The sequence below is a fragment of the Streptomyces sp. NPDC091209 genome (genome assembly GCF_044757755.1).
Classification (GTDB): domain Bacteria; phylum Actinomycetota; class Actinomycetes; order Streptomycetales; family Streptomycetaceae; genus Streptomyces.
Window position 1 is genome coordinate 112,317 of sequence record NZ_JBIVVR010000018.1, and the last position, 17,879, is coordinate 130,195.

The following is a 17,879-nucleotide window of genomic DNA, read 5'->3' on the forward strand; positions in this document are numbered from 1 at the left end:
GCACTGTCCGGCGGATCATGTGGCCGTGTTGGCACCAAGTTCGTTTTTGCGGGCCGGACTGCGCCCGGTTGCGAGGCGTTTCTGCCCCTCAGGCACGGGCAGGACTGCCAGTGCGGTATCTGCAATATTCCGCAGCGTCTCCGGGGCCAGGCCGGCCTTGCCTACCGCCTCGATACCCCGGACCACCGTCAGCAGCAGTGCCGCCAACCGCTCCGGATCCGCAGCGCTATCGATGTCGCCGTGGCGCTGGGCTGCGCTGATCTCCGTCCGCAGCAAGGTCAGCAGTGCCGTCATGGTCTCGGCCGACCGTCCGGCGACCGTCGGATCGTGCTGGGCCAATTCCGCCGCGCCCTTGGCCAACAGGCACCCGCGGCGCTCGGTGTCGGAGGCGGTGTTCTCCGCCATTAGGTGCACGTATCCCGACAGCCGGACCAAGGCCTCTGCGTCCGGGCCACCTGCCAGCCGCCCTTCGGCCACCTCAACGACTGCGGTGCACCAGTCGCCAAACACGCGGTGGAACAGCTTGCCCTTGTCGCCGAATGCGCCGTACAGGCTGCCCTTGCCCAGGCCGGTCGCCTGGGCGATGTCGTCCATCCGGGTTCCTGCATAGCCGGTCGCCCAGAACTGTTCCCGGGCCCGCTCCAGGACTTGGCGTTCGTCGAATGCGCGTGGTCTCGGCATGGTTTCAGCCTAACCATTCTTGACTCGATCGTCCATTACTGGCTACGTTATGGACGATCCATTCCACAACTGAAGGGGTTCGACATGCCAGGCGTGCTGCAGGAGAAGGTGGCCGTGATCACCGGAGGGACCAGCGGGATCGGGCTGGCCATCGCCCACCGCTTCGTCCGGGAGGGCGCACGGGTCTTCGTGACCGGCCGGGACATCGACCGCCTCGAAGCGGCAGTCAAGGAGATGGGTCCTGCGGCCACCGGCGTACGATCCGACGTCTCGGTCCTGGCCGACCTGGACGCGCTCTACGCGCGAGTCCGCGAGGAGGCCGGACGCATCGACGTGCTGGTGGCCAACGCGGGAATCGTCGCGGACGCCGCGCTCGGCGCCCACACCGAGGCGAACGTCGACCTGACGCTCGCCGTCAACGTCAAGGGCCCACTATTCACCGTCCAGAAGGCGCTTCCGCTGCTGGTGGAGAACGCCTCCATCCTGGTCATCGGCTCAAGCAACAGCGTGCGCCCCAATGAGCACCTCGAGGTCTACAGCGCCTCGAAGGCAGCGTTGAGCAACCTCGTGCACAACTGGGCCCGGCAATCGCGAGAGCGTCGATTCCGGGTCAACGTCCTCAGCCCGGGACCCACGCGGACCCCTGCCCTGCTGCGCGCCGCGGGGCCGGACGTCGACCGGTTCGCCGAGGCCGTCGTGCCACTGGGGCGGCTGGCCGACGCCGAGGAAATCGCCGAGGCCGCCCTCTTCCTGGCTTCGGCCGCCTCGTCGTTCGTCACCGGCGCCGAACTCTTCGTCGACGGCGGCTACACCCGGGCCTGAACGACGGCCGGTGGTGCGCATCCGGTTCCCTCGAAGCGATGGGGCGCACTCCCGGCCGCGCGTGTGTGTCGTACGAGGCCCAGTGCGCTCGAAGCAACGAGATCGTGGCCGCGGCCGCTTTGGATGACGTCTGCCGCCACCCCGACTGCCGCTCCGGCAACGCCGACCTCCGCTGGGTGCTCATCCATCTCGTCGAGGAGACCGGACGGCGCGCGGGGCACGCGGACATCGTGAGGGAGCTGCCTGACGGGGCGAAGGGGTACTACTAGGTCTCTCCGGTGGGTCACGACCGGAGCCAAAGTCGGATCGAGGCAACGGTGACGGTGCCGTAGAAGACGTAGGCGCGTTTGTCGAACCTCGTCGCCACAGCCCGGAAGCTCTTGAGGGCATTGATCGTCCGCTCCACCTCGTTCCTGCGTTTGCAGATCGTCCTGTCGAAGCCAGCGGGCCGACCGCCCTTGCTGCCTTTGTGCTGTCGGTTGGCCCGCTGGTTCTTCGGTTCGGGGATCGTGTGCTTGGTCTGGCGTCGCCGCAGGTAGCGGCGGTTGCGGCGGGATGAGTAAGCCTTGTCTCCGCCGAGGTGGCCAGGCCGAGTCCGCGGTCGCCCGCCATCCCGGCGGGCGACACGGACACGCTCCATGACCGGGATGAGTTGCGGAGCGTCGCCCCACTGCCCCGGGGTGATCAGCAAGGCGAGTGGGCGGCGTCCGCCCTCACCGGCAAGGTGGATCTTGATGGTCAGGCCGCCCCGTAAGCGTCCCAGGCCCTCATCGGGGCGGTGCTGCAGGGGCGTGTGTCTTTTCCCGGAAGCCGCGGGGGTTTCTTACGTGCTCCCGCAGCGTGTTGGTGGGCCCGGCAGGAGGTGGAGTCGACGCTCACCATGGACCAGTCGATGCGGCCTTCCGAGTCAGCATCGGCGAGGACAGCCGCGAAGAGCTTGTCCCATGTGCCATCCGCTGACCACCGCCGATGCCGCTCGTACACGGTCTTCCACCGACCGAAACGCGCAGGCAGATCCCGCCACGGTACCCCGGTGCGCTGCCGGAACAGAATCCCGTTGATCACCCTGCGATGGCTCTCCCAACGGCCCCCGCGCTGACTGGACTTCGGCAGACGCGGCTTCAGCCGGGCCCATTCTTCATTTGTGAGATCTCCGCGCCCCATGAGCATGCCAACGAACCAAGGCTGCGGCAGTCACAAGATCCGCCGGACACGGCCTAGTACTCCAGTGTGACTTCGTGATTGACGGAGGATCGTGCTGGTCAGTGAGCCGTTGCGTCGAGACGAAGCCGTGCGGGGATGACGGGGCGCTCGCCGGGTCCGAGGTTGCGATTGGCGTTCCCTGGGGTCCGGGGCGCTTCGAAGGAGAACCCGAGTTCGGCCAGGAACCCTGTGCCTGGCTGCCAGCCTTCAACTGCCGAAGCAACCACTTGGGTGTAGTCCTGTGCGGCGAGTTCACGGAGGAGGGAGGAGGCCACCAGACGGCCCAGCCCCTGGCGCCGATATGCAGGGTGGATGAGGAACAGGCCGAGCGAGCAACCGTCTGGCGTCGGATACCGGAGCACGGCGTCGATCACGCCGACGATTCGGCCGTCGACGGTGATGACGATGAGAGCCTTGTCCTGGAAGGCCGCACCCTCAGGCAAGGCGTAGTACAGGCTTTGGACATCGCCGGGCGCGGCAGGTTGGCCCGTGGTGGCCGTGAACCAGTCTTCAGCCCCGTCGAACAGTGCGAGCACGTCCTGCTCGTCAGCCGGTTCCAGATCTCTGATTTGGACTTTTCGGTCACCGAGTGCAAGGTCCAGCAACATGGCGGCAGCCTAATTCCAGCGTCGCCGTCTGCGCTGGGCCCAGTGGCAACAGGAACGGCCACCGCGTGATCATCGGGGGTTGTGTGGACTCCTGAAGATCGTGCGGTGGCCGCTGGCCATAGCGTAGACCCTGCCCGCTGGCGGGCGATGTTCGACCAGGTCACGGCCAGAATCGCGGGCCACTTCCGGAGAGTCGAACCCCGCGCCACCGCCCGCGCCTATCTCCTTGGACTGCTCTCCGGCGTCGAGCGCAAAAACTGCTGGCGCCTGGCCGAACACGCCGGCCACGCCCGCCCGGGACCGATGCAACGCCTGCTGCGAAGCGCCCGCTGGGAGGCCGCCGCGATGCGCGACGACGTCCGCACCTACGTCCAGGAACACCTCGGCGCCGACGAAGGCGTGCTCATCGTCGACGAAACCGGCTTCCTGAAGAAGGGCCGCGCCTCCGCGGGAGTGCAGCGGCAGTACACCGGCACGGCAGGACGGATCGAGAACAGCCAGGTCGGCGTCTTCCTCGCCTACGCCTCCAGCCGCGGGCGGGCCCTGATCGACCGTCGCCTCTACCTGCCCGAACACACCTGGTGCCACGACCAAGAACGCCGGACCCAGGCCGGCATCCCCGACGAGCTGGAGTTCGCGACCAAGCCCCGCCTGGCCGCCCAGATGATCGCCGCGGCTCTCGACGCCGGGGTCACCGCCTCCTGGGTCACCGGCGACGAGGCCTACGGCCAGGACCCGCACCTGCGAGCGGCCCTGGAGGCCCGCAAGGTCGGCTACGTCCTCGCGGTCGCATGCACCACGAGGGTACGCATCAACCACGGCCGCACTCCGGTCCAGGCACAGGTCGTTGCCGATCGGCTGCCTGCCTCTGCCTGGCACCGGCAATCCGCGGGAGCAGGCGCGAAAGGCCCGCGCTACTACGACTGGGTCTGGATCCACATCGGCGAGGACGATCACCGCTACCTGCTCATCCGCCGCAACCCCAGCACCCGTGAACTGGCCTTCTACCTATGCTGGTCACCGACCCCGGTGGCGCTGTCCGAGCTGGTCCGTGTCGCCGGCATCCGCTGGAGCATAGAGGAATGCTTCCAGGCCGCCAAAGGCCAGACCGGCCTGGACCACTACCAGCTCAGGCACTGGACCGCCTGGCACCGGCACATCACCCTCGGCATGCTCGCCCTCGCCTTCCTCGCCGCAGTCGCCGCTGCCGCGGCTCCACGTCGCCCTGCCGACGCCAACCGCCACGCCCGCAACAGCGACCCGATCAGCCTGACCGTCCCGGAGATCCGCCACCTACTCGCAGCGATCCTCAGGCCACTACTGCCCTCACCCGGTCTCCTGCTGCACTGGTCGGCCTGGCGGAGACAGCATCAAGCAACTGCACGCCGCAGCCACTACCGACGACGACTCCTCAAACACATAGATCACGAAGTCGCACTGGAGTACCAGCCCCCTGCTCGGCGCGTAGGCCCGTGCCCCCGGATGGCAGGGGTTATGCGGAACGGACGCGGCCAACGGTGATCATCGGTGTGTGACGACAGAGGATCAGGGGGTGGCCGCAGGCCACAGCATAGGTCCCGCCTGGCAGGACTTGTTCGAGGTCCTGATGGGCCGCATCGCGGGACGGTTCACCCGCAAGGAAGTCGAAAGCCTCGCAGTCGTGACCGGTCGTTGCGTTGAACGCCTCGATCGCCTCGTCAGCCTCTCCTGTGCCGACGGCCACCCGTTCGGCAGCTGTCGGCTACGGGCGGTGGCAACAACTCCGGTCTCAGGTCCACTGACCAAGTTATGTCCCTCGGTGTCGACGCGCCCCGTCCGGGTTCCTGGGCGCCGCCAGTTCCCAGCCACAAGCATCCATGTCGTCACCTCGCCGGGAGCCTTCGCTCACGTGGTGCTCGGGCCCCCGGCGCACAGTGCGTGGTCGATCAGGGCGCTGGCCGTGTTCTCCTGTTCCAGGATGTGCTCCCGGGTGTCGCCGCGTGCCTCGGACATGGAGACCACGACGCTTCGTCTGCCGTTGTCGGTGACGCCGTTGAGGGTGATGTAGCCGCCGTCCCCGCCCTCGTGGCTCCAGTAGGTTCCTCCGCAGCTCAGGGGTCGTTCGGCCAGGCCGAGCCCGTATCGGCCGCCGGGCCACAGCTGTTGGACCTCCGCACTCACGGGGACGGTCTGCTTCATTTCGGCCAGTTGCCGTGTCGGTAGCAGGCGGCCCGTGAGCAGCGCGCGGAGGAAGTCGTTCTCGTCCCGCGTGGTCGTGACGAACGAAAGGTTCTCGTAGTCCACCGGTCTCTGGTCGGTGACGTCCACCACGGAATCGGGGACGAAGAGCTGGTAGGCCTTGGCGTGCGGCCGGGGAAGGGGGGGCGAGGTGCCCATCCATCGGGTCTGGTCGAGGCCAAGCGGGTGCAGGACGCGGTCTTCGATCTCCTGGTGGGCGGGCTGACCGGTGGCCTTCTGGATGATCATGTCGAGCAGGACGTAACCAGTGTTGGAGTACTCCCAACCCCAGCGCGGCGTCGTTCAGATGATCTGTCCGGTTTGATCGCGTGATGCCCAGCGTGGTGAGCGGTCCGGTGGTGTCGCGGGCGTGGTGGCGGAGGCCTGCGGCGATGTTGGTGTGACTGGTGAGTCGGAGGGCTCCGATGGCGAGGTTGCGTAGGGCGGCCATGGCCCGGGGGGCGGTGCCGGTGCGCACGCGAGAGGCGTCCTCGGTCCAGGAGGTGTCGCGGACATGATAGATCTTGTTCTCAATGCCCCAGTGTTCGCGGACGCGGCGGGCGATTTCAGGGGCGTCGGCCTGTTCGGCCGTCAGGTCGGTGACCGCGTAGACGCGTTCCAGAGTCACCTTGCCGGTGGTGACGGTGCGGCGCCGGCGCACGATCTGCACGGCCTGTGCCGCGTGCGGGAATGCGAGGCCGCGGGTGACGGTGGCGGTCTTGACGCGGCGGATCTCGTCGCGGCCGTGCGTGGTGGCACGGGTCTTGCCCAGCAGCGGCACGTCCCGCCAGGGCAGGTTCTTCAGGTGCTGGTGCAGCAGTGGCTGGTTTGCCTTGATCACTGCGATGTAGTGGGCCTCCTTGCCTTCCACCAGGAAGCGTGCGTGGGCGGTTTGGGAGTGCAGGGCGTCGAAGGTGACCACGGTGTCGGCCAGGTCGATGCTGGAGAGCATCGGCCGGAAGACGGTGATTTCGTTCGTCTTGCCGTCGACCTCGCGCTGGGCGATGACCAGGCCGGTGCCGGTCATCGCGGCGAGCAGGTGGACCTGGGTGCCGTCGGTGCGGCGGGCGCCGCGCACGGTCTTGCCGTCTACGGCCAGCGAGCGGCGGCCTCGCTCGGCTGTGTTCTGGCCAGGTGGTGGGCGGTCGGGATCGCGGGCTGCGAGCCAGGTGCCGATCGCGGTATCGAGGGCGTCGCCGTCGACGCGCCGTAGGACCCGGCGGACGGTGGCCTCGCCCGGAGCTGTGGGGCCGGTCGGTTCGCGGAAGCGGCCGCCGAGGGCGGTGAGGACGGCGGGCGGCGCGTCGGCGGCCCACTCTGGGATCGTGGCCAGCGACTTCGCCCCGGCCAGCACCGCGCACGCGGCGAGCGCGAGGACAAGGACGAGAGGATGGCGGCGGCCCTTGGCCCGGCGCGGATCGGGCACCGCCGCCAGAGAGTCCAGCAGACCCGGGTGTTCCTCGGACTTGGGAGGCCGGGCAGCAGCGAGCTGGCCCAGGCCGACAGGGATGAGCGATGACGAGCGGGCAGGCACGGTCTTCCATCGTGGTGATCAGGGACTCGACACCTCTGAGCGCGCGAGCTCGTACCCTGACACCCGGCCCGCCTCGTCCGAGGGAAGCGCCGCCGACGCCTACGGCTTCCGCCTCCTGGCCCTGGGCCGACGCTATCGACCGCACCTTCCACTGGATCCAGGCCTTACCCAGACCCACCTGTCGGCGTACTCCTGTCCACTTATACGCCGACACCACCTGACCCGCACGCATCACCCCGCCGAAGTTCGAGAGGAGGACAATCAGCACGCCCCGGTCCCGTGGAACCCGGAGTCCCCGGCACGACAGCCCTACCCGGCATCACCCACCTAAACCAGCGAAAGCGACATCACGGGCACACGCTCAGCCCATGATCGCCGTGAAACAACGAGGCCGGGGCGACAGCCGGAGGCCGGCCTACCTCTGGTACTTCCAGAACCGTCCCTTGCCCTCCGCGATCCACTCCAGTGCCTCTTCCATGCGCCGCTGACGAGTGGAATCGGTCTTCGCGGTGTCAAGCCACAGGACATAGTTCTTACGGAACGACGGCGACTGGCTTTCGAAAACTTCCCTGGCGGCAGGGTTCGCCGACAGCGCTGCAAAGAAGTAGTCAGGTGTCTCCACCGGATTTTCGCCCGCTGCGGCCTTGGCCGTCTTGTCGAGCTTGACACCCCGGTCGTTCAGGTCCATCGCTTCCTTGATGAAACCCGCCAACTCCTCGTCCGACGGCAGCTCGGACATGCTGGTGATCCTGCTCATGAACCGCTGGCCCGGCTTTACCTTCTTGCCGCCGGCGAACCTCGGGTCGGTCATGAACTCGGACTTGATGAACGTGAGCGAGCAGTGGTTCTTCGCCGCTGCCAGGACGCACATGAAGTCCTTTTTGTAGTCGAAGTGTGGATTCCCCCACTTGATCGACTCGACGACGCCGGGGCAGTTCTTGTGGATCTGCTCTCTGAGGTGCTCGAGGACCAGCCTGGCGAATCCCTCGGCATCCTCGATGTACTTGCTGACTTCCGCACTCTCGTTCTTGAGCGTCATATGAAAAGCGCCTTTCCTGGAGATCCTCACATCAAGGCAGCGCTGCGGCTCATGACAGCGCCGCAGCCTTCCGCAGCAGCACGGACCGCTCGCGGTCGTTGCGGCACAGCCGGGCGGCGAGCTCCAGCTCGGCCCGGGCCTCGCTGGTCCGGCCGAGCCGGGCCAGCAGTTCGCCGCGCACCCCCGGCAGCAGATGCGACCCCGACAAGCGTCCGGTGGTGACCAGCTCGTCGACCATGGACAGCGCCTGCCGCGGGCCGCGCGCCATCGCCACGGCCACCGCCCGGTTGAGCTCGACGACGGGCGAGGGCGCCAGCCGGCCGAGCGCTTCGTACAGGAGAACGATCTGTTCCCAGTCGGTCTCCTGCACCGTGGGCGCGGTCGCGTGGCAGGCGGCGATGGAGGCCTGGAGACCGTACGGCCCGAGGCCGCGCCCGGCGGCCGAGGCCCGGCCGAGCACGGCCAGGCCCCGACGGATCGCCGACCGGTCCCACAGCCGCCGGTCCTGGTCCTCCAGCAGCACCGCCTCCCCGTCGGGCCCGGTGCGTGCCGGGAATCGCGCACCGGTGAGCTCGAACAGGGCGAGCAGCCCGTGCACCTCCGGCTCGCCGGGCAGCAGCGCGGCCAGCATGCGGGTCAGCCGCACGGCCTCATAGGCGAGATCGGTGCGCAACAGGCGGTCGCCGGCCGTCGCCGTCGATCCCTCCGTGAAGATCACGTACAGCACGCTCAGTACCCCGCCGAGGCGCGCCGACCGCTCCTGGGCGGAAGGCAGCTCGAACGGCACCCGCGCGGCGGCGATCGTCTTCTTCGCCCGGGTAATTCGGGCCTGGACGGTCGCCGTGGGCACGAGGAACGCCCGAGCGATCTCGTCGCTGGACAGACCGCCCACCACGCGCAGCGTGAGCGCCACCCGGGCCTCGGGCGAGAGCACCGGGTGGCAGGCAGTGAACATCAGTGCCAGGACGTCGTCGCCGACCCGGTCGGGGTCCCAGGGCAGGTCGTGCGACCGGTCCGACCCGACGTCCGCCGCACCCGAGTAGAACTCACCGTCCGTCAACTGGCCCGCGAGCGCGCTGTAGCGCTCGTCGAGCGCCGACTTGCGGCGGAAGCCGTCGATGGCACGCCGCCGTGCGGTCGCCAGCAGCCACCCCACCGGGCTGGTCGGCACACCCTGCGCCGCCCAGGAGGTCAACGCTTCCGCCAGTGCCTCCTGGGCGACGTCCTCGGCGAGCGCGAAGTCCCCCGTGTAGCGGGCCAGCGCACCGACGATCCGGGCCGACTCGATCCGCCAGACCGCCTCGATGGCCCGCCGGGCCGAGGCGTCGCCCGGCGGGCTTCCGGCAGCCTCGGGCATCAGATCTGACCGGTCCGCTCACGCCACACCCGCTCCTTGGCGATCCACTCGTTGTCCTGCGGGAACTCCTCGATGCCGGGCACCCGTCGCACCTCGACCTTCGAGCCGGGGAAAGCCGGGATCCGCTTGGCCCACTCGACAGCCTCTTCCTTTGAGGCGACGTCAAGCAGGTAGAAGCCGCCGAACAGCTCCTTCGTCTCCCCGTAGGGGCCGTCAGTGACCACCGGGGCCTCGGCGCTGAAGTCGACCACCACCCCCTGGGAGGGGTCGTCCAGACCCTCGGCCGCGACGAGCACGCCTGCCCGGATCATCTCCTCGTTGAAGCGGCCCACCATCTCCAGCATCTCCTCGAACGGCGTCTCCATCATCTTCGCCAGGGACTCGTTCGTGCCCCGCATGATCAGCATGTATTTGGCCATCGTCGTCTCCTCTGTCGCGGGCTGCTTCTCAGCCCTCTCCATCACAGGTCGAACGGCATCGCCGCGGATCGACACGGCAGGCACACGTATCCAACATCTTTCGACCGAACGCCCCCGACCCCCGCCTACCTGCGGGGACCGCCCGCCAGCAGCCATCGTCCGCAGGTTTCCACATACCCACGGCGTCAGCGACTGCGGAGCGTGCAAGCTCGGTCACAGCACCCTCCCCGACGAGAGAGGTACAGCCCCTCCTGGACCGAGGACGCCTCTCGCGTGCGCACCGGCACCGCCCCCGGGCCATGGCCGCCCTACGCAACCTCGCCATCGGAGCCCTCCGACTCACCAGTCACACCAACATCGCCGCAGGCCTCCGCCACCACGCCCGCGACACCACCCGACCGCTCACCACGCTGGGCATCACGCGATCAAACCGGATAGATCCTCTGAACGACGCCGCCCCGCTCCCAACCCTCGCCGGGCGGGAAGTCCGGCGCCTGGGCCATGGCGCGGTCAACCAACTGTTCCGGGGGTGCCGCCGTCGTCGACCGCTGGCGGCCACACGTGGGTCACGCGCTCGACCGGATCAAGCCTCGGAGCTGAGCAGGCTCACATCATGGGGGACTGTGGCTCGCAGTTCCCTCACCAAGGCGCGCACGACGGCGGATCTGGCCAGTTCGGAGGTGGTGACATAGCCGACCTGGCGTGTCGGGCGGTTGGGGCCGAGATCAGTGATACGGACCGAGGTCGGTGCTCCGGCCAGGGAGAGCGCGGGCATGATCGCCATGCCGTGGCCCCCGCTCACCAAAGAGAGCACCGCTCCGTCGTCCTCGGCCTCGACGGTGGCCTTCGGGATCCAGTCCTGTGCGGCCCACCAGCCGCGGGTGTACGAGCCACAGTTTTCGGCCCAGTCGACCAGCGGCAGCGAGCGCGGTGCGGCGTGACCGGGCGCGTGCACCAGGGCGTACGGCTCCTCGAAGAGTTCGCTCGCGACCAGTCCCGGTGGCGGCGCGGCACCGCCCAGCGTGGCGATGGCTATGTCGGCTTTCCCGTCGGCGACTTCGCCGGCCGTGCCGCGCCCCACCTCGCGTACGATCCGCACCCGCGGCTCGATCGCGGGATGCCGGGCGCGCAGCCGCTCGAGCACGGGCGGCAGCAGGTGCAGAGCCGCGCTGCGGAAGGCCGCGATCCGTAGCGGCCCTTCCACGGCGTCGGGCCGGGCCGCACCGCGCGCCTCAGCGGTCAGGACGTCCAGCAGGCGCAGGATGCGGCGGGCGTGCGCGACGGCCTTCTCTCCGGCAGGCGTGGGGCGGGCACCGGTGCGGCCGCGTTCGAAGAGGACGGCACCGATCTTGCGCTCGCTGCCGCGAACCGAGTGGGAGACCGCGGACTGCGTCAGACCGAGTGTCCCGGCCGCGGCTGAGAAGCCACCGGTGTCCGCGGCCGCCACCAGGACGCGCAGTTCGTGCGGGGCGAGATCGGAGTCGGTCGTGCGGGCCATGGGGTGCTCACCTCAACGTATGAGAACTGCTCATGGAACGGGGTGTCACATGAGCCCAACCGGCTCCCCACCAGGCACATTCCCGCCCTACGGTCCGGTCATGAACGAGACCACGCTCACCGTGCACCAGACCGCCCGCCCCCACGGCTTCCCCACCGCCGAGCACTTCGCCTTCGTTGAGTCCACGCTTCCCGAACCCGCAGCCGGCAGCGCGCTCGTGGAAAACCTCTACTGGTCCGTCGACCCCTACCACCGCGAGATGATGGACGAGGTGCCCGGCGGCTTCGCGCTCGGCGCACCGCTGGAGGGGCGCACCATCGGGCGGGTCATCGCCTCGCGCACGCCTCGGCTGGTCGAGGGCGAGATCGTGTTCCACCGGCAGGGCTGGCGCACGCACGCAGTGGTCACGCCCGAGGAGATCCGGCAGCTGCCCCGCTTCGACGGGGTGCCCCTGACCGCGTACCTGAGCATCCTCGGTGGCACCGGTCTGACCGCCTATGTGGGCCTGACCCGGATCGCCCGGCTCCAGGAGGGCGAGGACCTGTTCGTGTCGGCCGCCGCGGGCGGGGTCGGCACCGCGACCGGGCGGTTCGCCCGGCTGCTCGGCGCCGGACGGCTCGTGGGCAGTACGGGTTCGGCGGCGAAGGCCGACCATCTCACGCGGGAGGTCGGCTACGACGCCGTCTTCGACTACCGCGAGGCGCCCGCCGCCGATCTGCTCGGCAAGGCCGCGCCTGACGGCATCGACGTGTTCGTCGACAACGTCGGCGGCGAGCAACTGGCCGCGGCGGTAGGAGCGTTGCGCGAATTCGGACGCGTCGTCCGCATCGGCACGATCAGCCAGTACAACAACCCCGACGCGTCGCCACCACGCTTCAACCACGCGGACATCGTGGAGAAGAGCATCCGCATGGAGGGCTTTTTGGTGAGCAACTACCGTGACATGCAGGACGAGTTGTACGAATTTGCGATACCGCATCTACAGAGCGGACGGCTCGCCCTGGACGAGACGGTCGTTGACGGGTTCGAGCACATCGTGGACGCGTTCCTGGGAATGCTGCACGGCCAGAACACCGGCAAGATCATCGTGCGGGACCGCACACAGATCCCGTCCGTGAACGAAGTCACCGATGTCCGACTTCCCGCAGGTCACCCAGGGCCGGTGCGGAGTGTAGGGAACCGCCGCCGAAGCGGGCCGATGAGTGGGAGGTTCTCACCTCTCTTCGCTCCGGAACCGCACCTAAGGTGACGTGCGGCGCGTAGCCGATGCCGGGTCGAAAAGACACTCATGAACACGGATCACACCTGTTGTCACCTGAAGGCTTCCATTTCCCCGAAAGAGGCCGCCGGCACGATCGTCGGCCCTGGTTCTCCAGCATGTTCAACCGCGAGTTCATCCGCGTCCGTGGGGATAAGGATGCGGTGCCGCAGGGCCGTCACCTGCATCGACGGCCGATGGCTTCCGCGCTGAATCAGACGATGGCGTCCGGCTCTGGTTCACCGCAGCCAGCCGCTCGCCCGCGTCGTCGCCGACGGCGAGGCCACGGGCATCGTCGATCCGCTCGAACAGCATCGGGCCGACTACTTGCTCGGCGGCGCCGACGGGCACGCCCCTTTCCGCTCACCTCCCCGTCAGCTCACAGACGCTGACGCGCAGCAGGGCCGGACCGAGGCCGACCGAGCCGCAATTCCCGGCCCGTACCAGCCCGCAGCCTCACATCCCTCGCACGCCTCTGGACCCGTGCCCGTCTTCTGGGGCGGACCCGCTGACCGAAAGAGAAGACACATGTCTGATCAGTCCCGCGTCGCGACCGTCACCGGAGCCGCTGGAGCCGCTGGAGCCGCCGGGGTCGACCGGCCAGACCCCACACGCCGCGACGAGCTACCGGCGCCGGCGGCGGCCGGGGCCATCGACGTCATGGACGGGCTGATGCAGCCACGGCCGCTCACCATCGCACACATCCTGGAGCGCGCCGAGAGACTCCATGCGCACAAGCACGTCACGACTGCCGGCGCCGGGCGGCTCACCTACGCCGACGTGGCCGACCACACCAGGCGCCTGGCCACAGCACTGGACCGCCTCGGCGTCCCGACCGGTGCCCGTGTCGCGACGTTCGCCGGCAACAACCGACGCCATCTTGAGCTCTGTCTCGCGGTGCCGGCCACCAAGCGAGTGCTGCATACGATCAACATCCGGCTCTCCTCGGAGCACCTTGAATACATTGTCAACCACGCCGAGGACGACGTGGTGTTCGTCGATCGCGGGCTGCTCCCCCGAATCTGGCCGAGCGCAGACCGGATGCCACGGGTGCGGCACTGGGTGGTGATGCCCGACGGCAGCGACGCGGCGATCCCGGCAGACCCCCGCTTCCTGGATCACGACGAGGTGATTTCCAGTAGTGATCCGTTTACGGGCTCGTTCGAGGACACGTTCGCACTCGCGGACGAGAACCTGGCCTCGGGACTGTGCTACACCTCCGGGACGACCGGCCCGCCCAAAGGCGTTCTCTACAGCCACCGGTCGACGGTTCTGCACTGTCTGGGGACGCTCGCGGCCGGCCTCATCGGCCTCAGCGAGAGCGACGTTGTGATGCCGATCGTGCCCCTGTTCCACGCCAACGCCTGGGGCCTTCCCTACGGCGCGATGATGGCGGGCGCCTCCTTGGTCCTCCCCGGCAACTCCATGGATCCGGCCCATCTGCTGCAGTTGATGGAGGCCGAGCGGGTGACGGTCGCCGGTGCCGTTCCCACGGTGTGGAAGAGCCTGGTCCCCGAGTTGCGGGCTCACGACCTGAGCGCCACGCGGCTGCTGCTCGGTGGTGGCTCCGCGGTTCCCCCGGCGCTGTCCGAGACCTACCGCGCCGAACTCGGCGTACCCATCACCCATTCATGGGGGATGACGGAGGTCAGCCCCGTCGGGGCCATCGGCGGCACGCGCACCCGGCACCGGAAAGCAACCGCGGAGCAGCAGGTGGCCGTGCGGGCCGCCCAGGGACAGCCCATGCCACTGGTGAACCTGCGGATCGTCGATGTCGAGACAGGCCGGGAGCTCCCGCGCGACGGCCACGCCGTCGGTGAGCTCCAGGTGGCGGGCCCCTGGGTGGCGGGTGGCTACTTCCGGGCGGACGGGGAGGACAGTTTCACCGGCGATGGCTGGCTGCGTACCGGCGACCTGGCCACCGTCGACGCCGACGGCTACCTGCGGCTCGTGGACCGGATGAAGGACCTGATCAAGTCCGGGGGCGAGTGGATCTCCTCGATCGAGCTCGAGGCCGTCATCGCGTCTCACCCGGACGTCGTCGAAGTCGCTGTGATCGCCCGCCCGGATCCGCTATGGGCGGAGCGGCCCGTCGCGTACGTCGTCCTGCGCGACGGCAGCGCCACCACGGCCGAGGGGCTCCTGCGGCACATCACGCCGATGGTCGCCAAGTGGTGGCTGCCCGACGAGTTCTTCTTCATGACCGCACTGCCCAGGACGGGCACCGGCAAGCTGTCGAAGAGCGCCCTGCGGGACTCGGCGCGTACCACCTGAGCCACGCTCCGTCACATTCGGCGCTCCCACCCCGTGAGCGGCGCCACGCGGAGCACGGTCCCCTCGGTGAAGCACCCCACATGACCCACGTCACCTACTAAGAAGGCCAGTAGGAACAAATGGGGCGTATGTGAGGGCACCCACCACTCCTGACCTGCGGATTGAGACCCGGCTCACATGAGCCGCCGCCCTGGCCGGTGCGGCCACGACTAGTAAAAGGGGTCATTGCGGACGGCCTCCGATCCTGTTTCTCTGGAGCAGTCGCCAGGCGCCACGAGCCCCCAGGGGCCGCGGCGCCGACGTACGCCGCCCCTTCCACACACCGCGTGGTCACGGCGCACCAGCGACTCCATGTCCCCGAAGAAACAGGTTCTCCGTGTCCGTCTCTGTCATCCGCCGCATCGTCTCCTCCCCGAAGAAGGCCCTCGCCACTACCGCTGTGGCCGCCGCCACCGCCGGTATGGTCCTGGTCGCGGCGCCCGCCCAGGCCGCCACGCCGACCGCCGCCTCCTCCGCGAAGTCGATCGCCCACGCGATGATTCCGGACGCCTCGCAGTTCAACGCCTTCAGCAAGATCGTCGAGCACGAGAGCGGCTGGAACATCAGCGCCACGAACTCCTCGTCCGGCGCGTACGGCCTGGTCCAGGCTCTGCCCGGTTCCAAGATGGCCGCCGCCGGCTCCGACTGGAAGACCAACCCCAAGACGCAGATCAAGTGGGGTCTGGACTACATGAACTCCCGCTACGGCAGCCCGGCCGGCGCCTGGAACTTCTGGCAGGCCAACGGCTGGTACTGATCAGCCCCAGAGCCTCACAGCACACGCGAGGCGGCACCCCGATCCCCGCGGCCGCGATGACCGACCTGACGACCGTGTGAAGGGCCCGTCGCCACGGTGCGTACCACTGCCGCCGCCCGCCGGAGCACCACGAGGCCGAGTCCACAACGTCGTTCACGGTCCTCGACTCGGATTCGCCGCGCTGCCCGCGGAGCGGAATTCCGGCCGGTGTCGGGGAACCTGGTGTGCGATACCGGCCGACGGCGCTTCGACAGCGCACGCGGAAGCCGGATTCGCACGGCGCGGCGCCTCACGACGGGGTGGTCGCCATCGCCCTGAGCTGGTGCAGTCGAAGCCCGAACTGCAGTTGCAGGTCGTTCTCCTGGCGCCAGTTGAGGCCGAGCACGTGGTCGGCGCGGTCCAGTCGCTTGAGCAGCGTGTTGACGTGCACGTACAACGCTCGGGCGGTCGCCGCGACATTGGCGCGATGGACGTAGTAGGCGCTGAGGGTGTCCACGAGGTCGGTACCACGCCGCTCGTCGTAGTCCAGGAGCGGGCCGATGGAGTCGAAGATGAAACGGTCGAGCTCACGGACCCGTTCGGTGTCGAAGATCATGGCGTAGAGGGCGTATCGGCCTGTGGTGGCGCCGAGATCGGTGTGTCCGATCGCCCGCATGACGTCGCCGCAGCGGCTGGCCAGGGAGAAAGCGCGTGACCAGTCGTGATGGACCACCCGTTCTCCGGTGACGGCGACGGGCTTGCCCAGCGTGCGACGCAGCCGACGGTGAACCTCCTCGACGGTGTGGTCGTCGTCGGCGCTCGGGACGATCAGCGTGGCCTTGCCCAGATGTTCGCCGGCCAGTCCGCGGCAGTCCCGGGCGATGTCGTGCAGGTGGCGCGAGAGGTCGGTTGACGACAACGTGGGGGACTCCGCCACGAGGACCAGGTCCAGGCGATCGACGTCGATGTCGCGGGCCCTGGTGCGGGCGCGCTGGGCGGGGCTGATCCCGGGACTGCCGACCATGAGCTCGGTCAGGAGCTCTCCGCTCAATCGCTCGCCGGCCTCGGCGACAGCCCGCTCCTTGAGGATGAGCAGCCCCAGGATGTGGGTGGCCCGCTCGAGGGTTCGCACGTCCGTGTCGTTCGGGGCTCCGTGGCCGGCGGCTGCCTCCCGGCTCCACGCCAGCGCGCCGAGATAACTGTCGCCTGCCTGGATCGAGGCCACACTGCGGGCCACTCCGAGGTGGTCGACGGAGGTCAAGCAGCGGCCCGAGCGGTGTGCGTTCTCGACGGACTCGGCCAGGCCGGTGTCCGTTGGGGTCCGGCACGGACTCGACGCCGAGTCCCGGCGAACGAGAGCGGCGCCGGCTCTGTCGAGGAGCGTGACGCTTCCGCCCAGTTGGTCTGCGAGAAGCTGCGTGACGTCGTCCGGTGTCCCGCCCCCCAGTACAACTCCGGTCAAGGCTTCGTGGATCGCTTGCGCCCGCTCCACGACGGCCATGTGTTCCTCGATCCTCCGGTACGCGATCTGCAGCTCGTGCAGGGCGGTGCGGCTCGCCTCGTAGAGACGGGCATTGTCGAGGGCGACCGCGGCATGGTCGGCGAACGCGCGCAGCAGCGCGATCTCGTCGGTCTGGAAGGCTCGTTCGGAACGGTCCGCGGCGAACAGGGCGCCCACCGCTTCACCTCGTATGACCAGTGGCACGCCGAGAAGTGCGACGAGCCCTTCGGCGGTGACCAGGCGGTCGAAATCCGGATCGTGGTCGATGAGGGTCGTGGCGGCGTAGTCCTGCACCCAGTGCGGGCTCCGGGAGGCCAGCACTTTGCCGCCGAGCCCCACATCGGCCGGTATGCACGCCGCGAGAAAAGAGGCGGAGATCGTTCCCTCCGACGCCCTGACCGACAGTCTGGAGTCCGCGCCGACCAGGGAGAGATAGGTGAAGTCCGTGCGGATCAGGTCGTGGGCGTGATGGACGATCGACTGCAACACCTCGTCGAGCCCGCCCAGCGCGGTGAGCGACTTGGCGGTCGCATACAACGACGCCAGTTCGCGCTGTCGGCGCGCGAGCGAGCGCAACCTCGCCTCGCCACCGAGGTCGCTGACCACAGCGCCATCCTCCTCGGCATCAGGTGGGGGGAAGCCCCACCGAATCGACGCGAGGTGTGGGTGATGCACACCTCAACCACACAGCAA

12 protein-coding genes and 4 pseudogenes are annotated in these 17,879 nt (G+C 68.7%); 6 read left to right on the forward strand and 10 right to left on the reverse strand.

Annotated features, from left to right (window positions below):
• Nucleotides 1-15: 15 nt before the first annotated feature.
• Nucleotides 16-681 carry a TetR/AcrR family transcriptional regulator gene (locus tag ACIQRL_RS36670; protein WP_401339818.1) on the reverse strand — a complete coding sequence of 222 codons (666 nt, stop codon included), beginning with the start codon at nt 679-681 and terminating at the stop codon, nt 16-18.
• Nucleotides 682-765: 84 nt separating this feature from the next.
• Here ACIQRL_RS36670 and ACIQRL_RS36675 point away from each other — a divergent pair, with 84 nt between their 5' ends.
• The gene (locus ACIQRL_RS36675; protein WP_401339820.1) at nt 766-1,503 is read left to right on the forward strand and encodes an SDR family NAD(P)-dependent oxidoreductase; all 738 of its coding nucleotides are present in this window, start codon (nt 766-768) and stop codon (nt 1,501-1,503) included.
• A gap of 32 nt (nt 1,504-1,535) precedes the next feature.
• Nucleotides 1,536-1,772: pseudogene (locus ACIQRL_RS36680) on the forward strand (DUF664 domain-containing protein); the annotation flags it as partial.
• A gap of 14 nt (nt 1,773-1,786) precedes the next feature.
• Here the strand turns inward: ACIQRL_RS36680 and ACIQRL_RS36685 are convergent.
• Nucleotides 1,787-2,667 (reverse strand): IS5 family transposase gene (locus ACIQRL_RS36685; protein WP_401339947.1). Its coding sequence is split into 2 segments (ribosomal slippage): nt 1,787-2,307 and nt 2,307-2,667, totalling 882 coding nucleotides; the frame shifts between segments, so codons are not numbered across the junction.
• 98 nt (nt 2,668-2,765) lie between these two features.
• On the reverse strand, nt 2,766-3,314 hold the full coding sequence (locus tag ACIQRL_RS36690; protein WP_401339822.1) for a GNAT family N-acetyltransferase: 549 nt from the start codon (nt 3,312-3,314) through the stop codon (nt 2,766-2,768).
• A gap of 147 nt (nt 3,315-3,461) precedes the next feature.
• Here ACIQRL_RS36690 and ACIQRL_RS36695 point away from each other — a divergent pair.
• Nucleotides 3,462-4,526 (forward strand): annotated as a pseudogene (locus ACIQRL_RS36695) (IS701 family transposase); the annotation flags it as partial.
• 672 nt (nt 4,527-5,198) lie between these two features.
• Here the strand turns inward: ACIQRL_RS36695 and ACIQRL_RS36700 are convergent.
• The 6 genes and pseudogenes from ACIQRL_RS36700 to ACIQRL_RS36725 form a co-directional block, all read right to left on the reverse strand.
• A pseudogene (locus ACIQRL_RS36700) lies at nt 5,199-5,816 on the reverse strand (serine hydrolase domain-containing protein); the annotation flags it as partial.
• A gap of 199 nt (nt 5,817-6,015) precedes the next feature.
• Nucleotides 6,016-7,065 (reverse strand): annotated as a pseudogene (locus ACIQRL_RS36705) (ISAs1 family transposase); the annotation flags it as partial.
• Between the two features lie 415 nt (nt 7,066-7,480).
• Nucleotides 7,481-8,104, reverse strand: a complete 624-nt coding sequence (locus ACIQRL_RS36710) for a YdeI family protein (RefSeq protein WP_401339823.1) — start codon at nt 8,102-8,104, stop codon at nt 7,481-7,483.
• 49 nt (nt 8,105-8,153) lie between these two features.
• On the reverse strand, nt 8,154-9,461 hold the full coding sequence (locus ACIQRL_RS36715; RefSeq protein ID WP_401339825.1) for an RNA polymerase sigma factor: 1,308 nt from the start codon (nt 9,459-9,461) through the stop codon (nt 8,154-8,156).
• On the reverse strand, nt 9,461-9,880 hold the full coding sequence (locus ACIQRL_RS36720) for a YciI family protein (protein WP_401339827.1): 420 nt from the start codon (nt 9,878-9,880) through the stop codon (nt 9,461-9,463). The genes ACIQRL_RS36715 and ACIQRL_RS36720 overlap by 1 nt, the downstream gene beginning before the upstream one ends.
• 583 nt (nt 9,881-10,463) lie before the next feature.
• On the reverse strand, nt 10,464-11,378 hold the full coding sequence (locus ACIQRL_RS36725; RefSeq protein WP_401339829.1) for a LysR family transcriptional regulator: 915 nt from the start codon (nt 11,376-11,378) through the stop codon (nt 10,464-10,466).
• A 100-nt stretch (nt 11,379-11,478) separates the two neighbouring features.
• On the opposite strand from ACIQRL_RS36725, the gene ACIQRL_RS36730 reads away from it, so the two are divergent.
• From ACIQRL_RS36730 to ACIQRL_RS36740, 3 genes are all read left to right on the forward strand, one after another.
• A complete protein-coding gene (locus tag ACIQRL_RS36730) occupies nt 11,479-12,627 on the forward strand; it encodes an NADP-dependent oxidoreductase (RefSeq protein WP_401339831.1) in 1,149 nt (382 codons plus the stop codon).
• A gap of 537 nt (nt 12,628-13,164) precedes the next feature.
• Complete coding sequence (locus tag ACIQRL_RS36735) at nt 13,165-14,910, forward strand: long-chain fatty acid--CoA ligase (RefSeq protein WP_401339833.1); 1,746 nt, start codon at nt 13,165-13,167, stop codon at nt 14,908-14,910.
• 376 nt (nt 14,911-15,286) lie between these two features.
• Nucleotides 15,287-15,706 (forward strand): transglycosylase SLT domain-containing protein, encoded by a 420-nt coding sequence (locus ACIQRL_RS36740; RefSeq protein WP_401339836.1) that lies wholly within the window; start codon nt 15,287-15,289, stop codon nt 15,704-15,706.
• Nucleotides 15,707-15,995: 289 nt separating this feature from the next.
• Here the strand turns inward: ACIQRL_RS36740 and ACIQRL_RS36745 are convergent, their stop codons facing one another.
• The gene (locus ACIQRL_RS36745; protein WP_401339839.1) at nt 15,996-17,792 is read right to left on the reverse strand and encodes a helix-turn-helix domain-containing protein; all 1,797 of its coding nucleotides are present in this window, start codon (nt 17,790-17,792) and stop codon (nt 15,996-15,998) included.
• Between the last annotated feature and the right edge of the window lie 87 nt (nt 17,793-17,879).

Excerpts from the sequence above, each read along its gene's own strand:
- ACIQRL_RS36670 (WP_401339818.1), bottom strand. The coding sequence starts at position 681 with ATGCCGAGACCACGCGCATTCGACGAACGCCAAGTCCTGGAGCGGGCC.
- ACIQRL_RS36675 (WP_401339820.1), top strand. The coding sequence starts at position 766 with ATGCCAGGCGTGCTGCAGGAGAAGGTGGCCGTGATCACCGGAGGGACC.
- ACIQRL_RS36690 (WP_401339822.1), bottom strand. The coding sequence starts at position 3,314 with ATGTTGCTGGACCTTGCACTCGGTGACCGAAAAGTCCAAATCAGAGAT.
- ACIQRL_RS36710 (WP_401339823.1), bottom strand. The coding sequence starts at position 8,104 with ATGACGCTCAAGAACGAGAGTGCGGAAGTCAGCAAGTACATCGAGGAT.
- ACIQRL_RS36715 (WP_401339825.1), bottom strand. The coding sequence starts at position 9,461 with ATGCCCGAGGCTGCCGGAAGCCCGCCGGGCGACGCCTCGGCCCGGCGG.
- ACIQRL_RS36720 (WP_401339827.1), bottom strand. The coding sequence starts at position 9,880 with ATGGCCAAATACATGCTGATCATGCGGGGCACGAACGAGTCCCTGGCG.
- ACIQRL_RS36725 (WP_401339829.1), bottom strand. The coding sequence starts at position 11,378 with ATGGCCCGCACGACCGACTCCGATCTCGCCCCGCACGAACTGCGCGTC.
- ACIQRL_RS36730 (WP_401339831.1), top strand. The coding sequence starts at position 11,479 with ATGAACGAGACCACGCTCACCGTGCACCAGACCGCCCGCCCCCACGGC.
- ACIQRL_RS36735 (WP_401339833.1), top strand. The coding sequence starts at position 13,165 with ATGTCTGATCAGTCCCGCGTCGCGACCGTCACCGGAGCCGCTGGAGCC.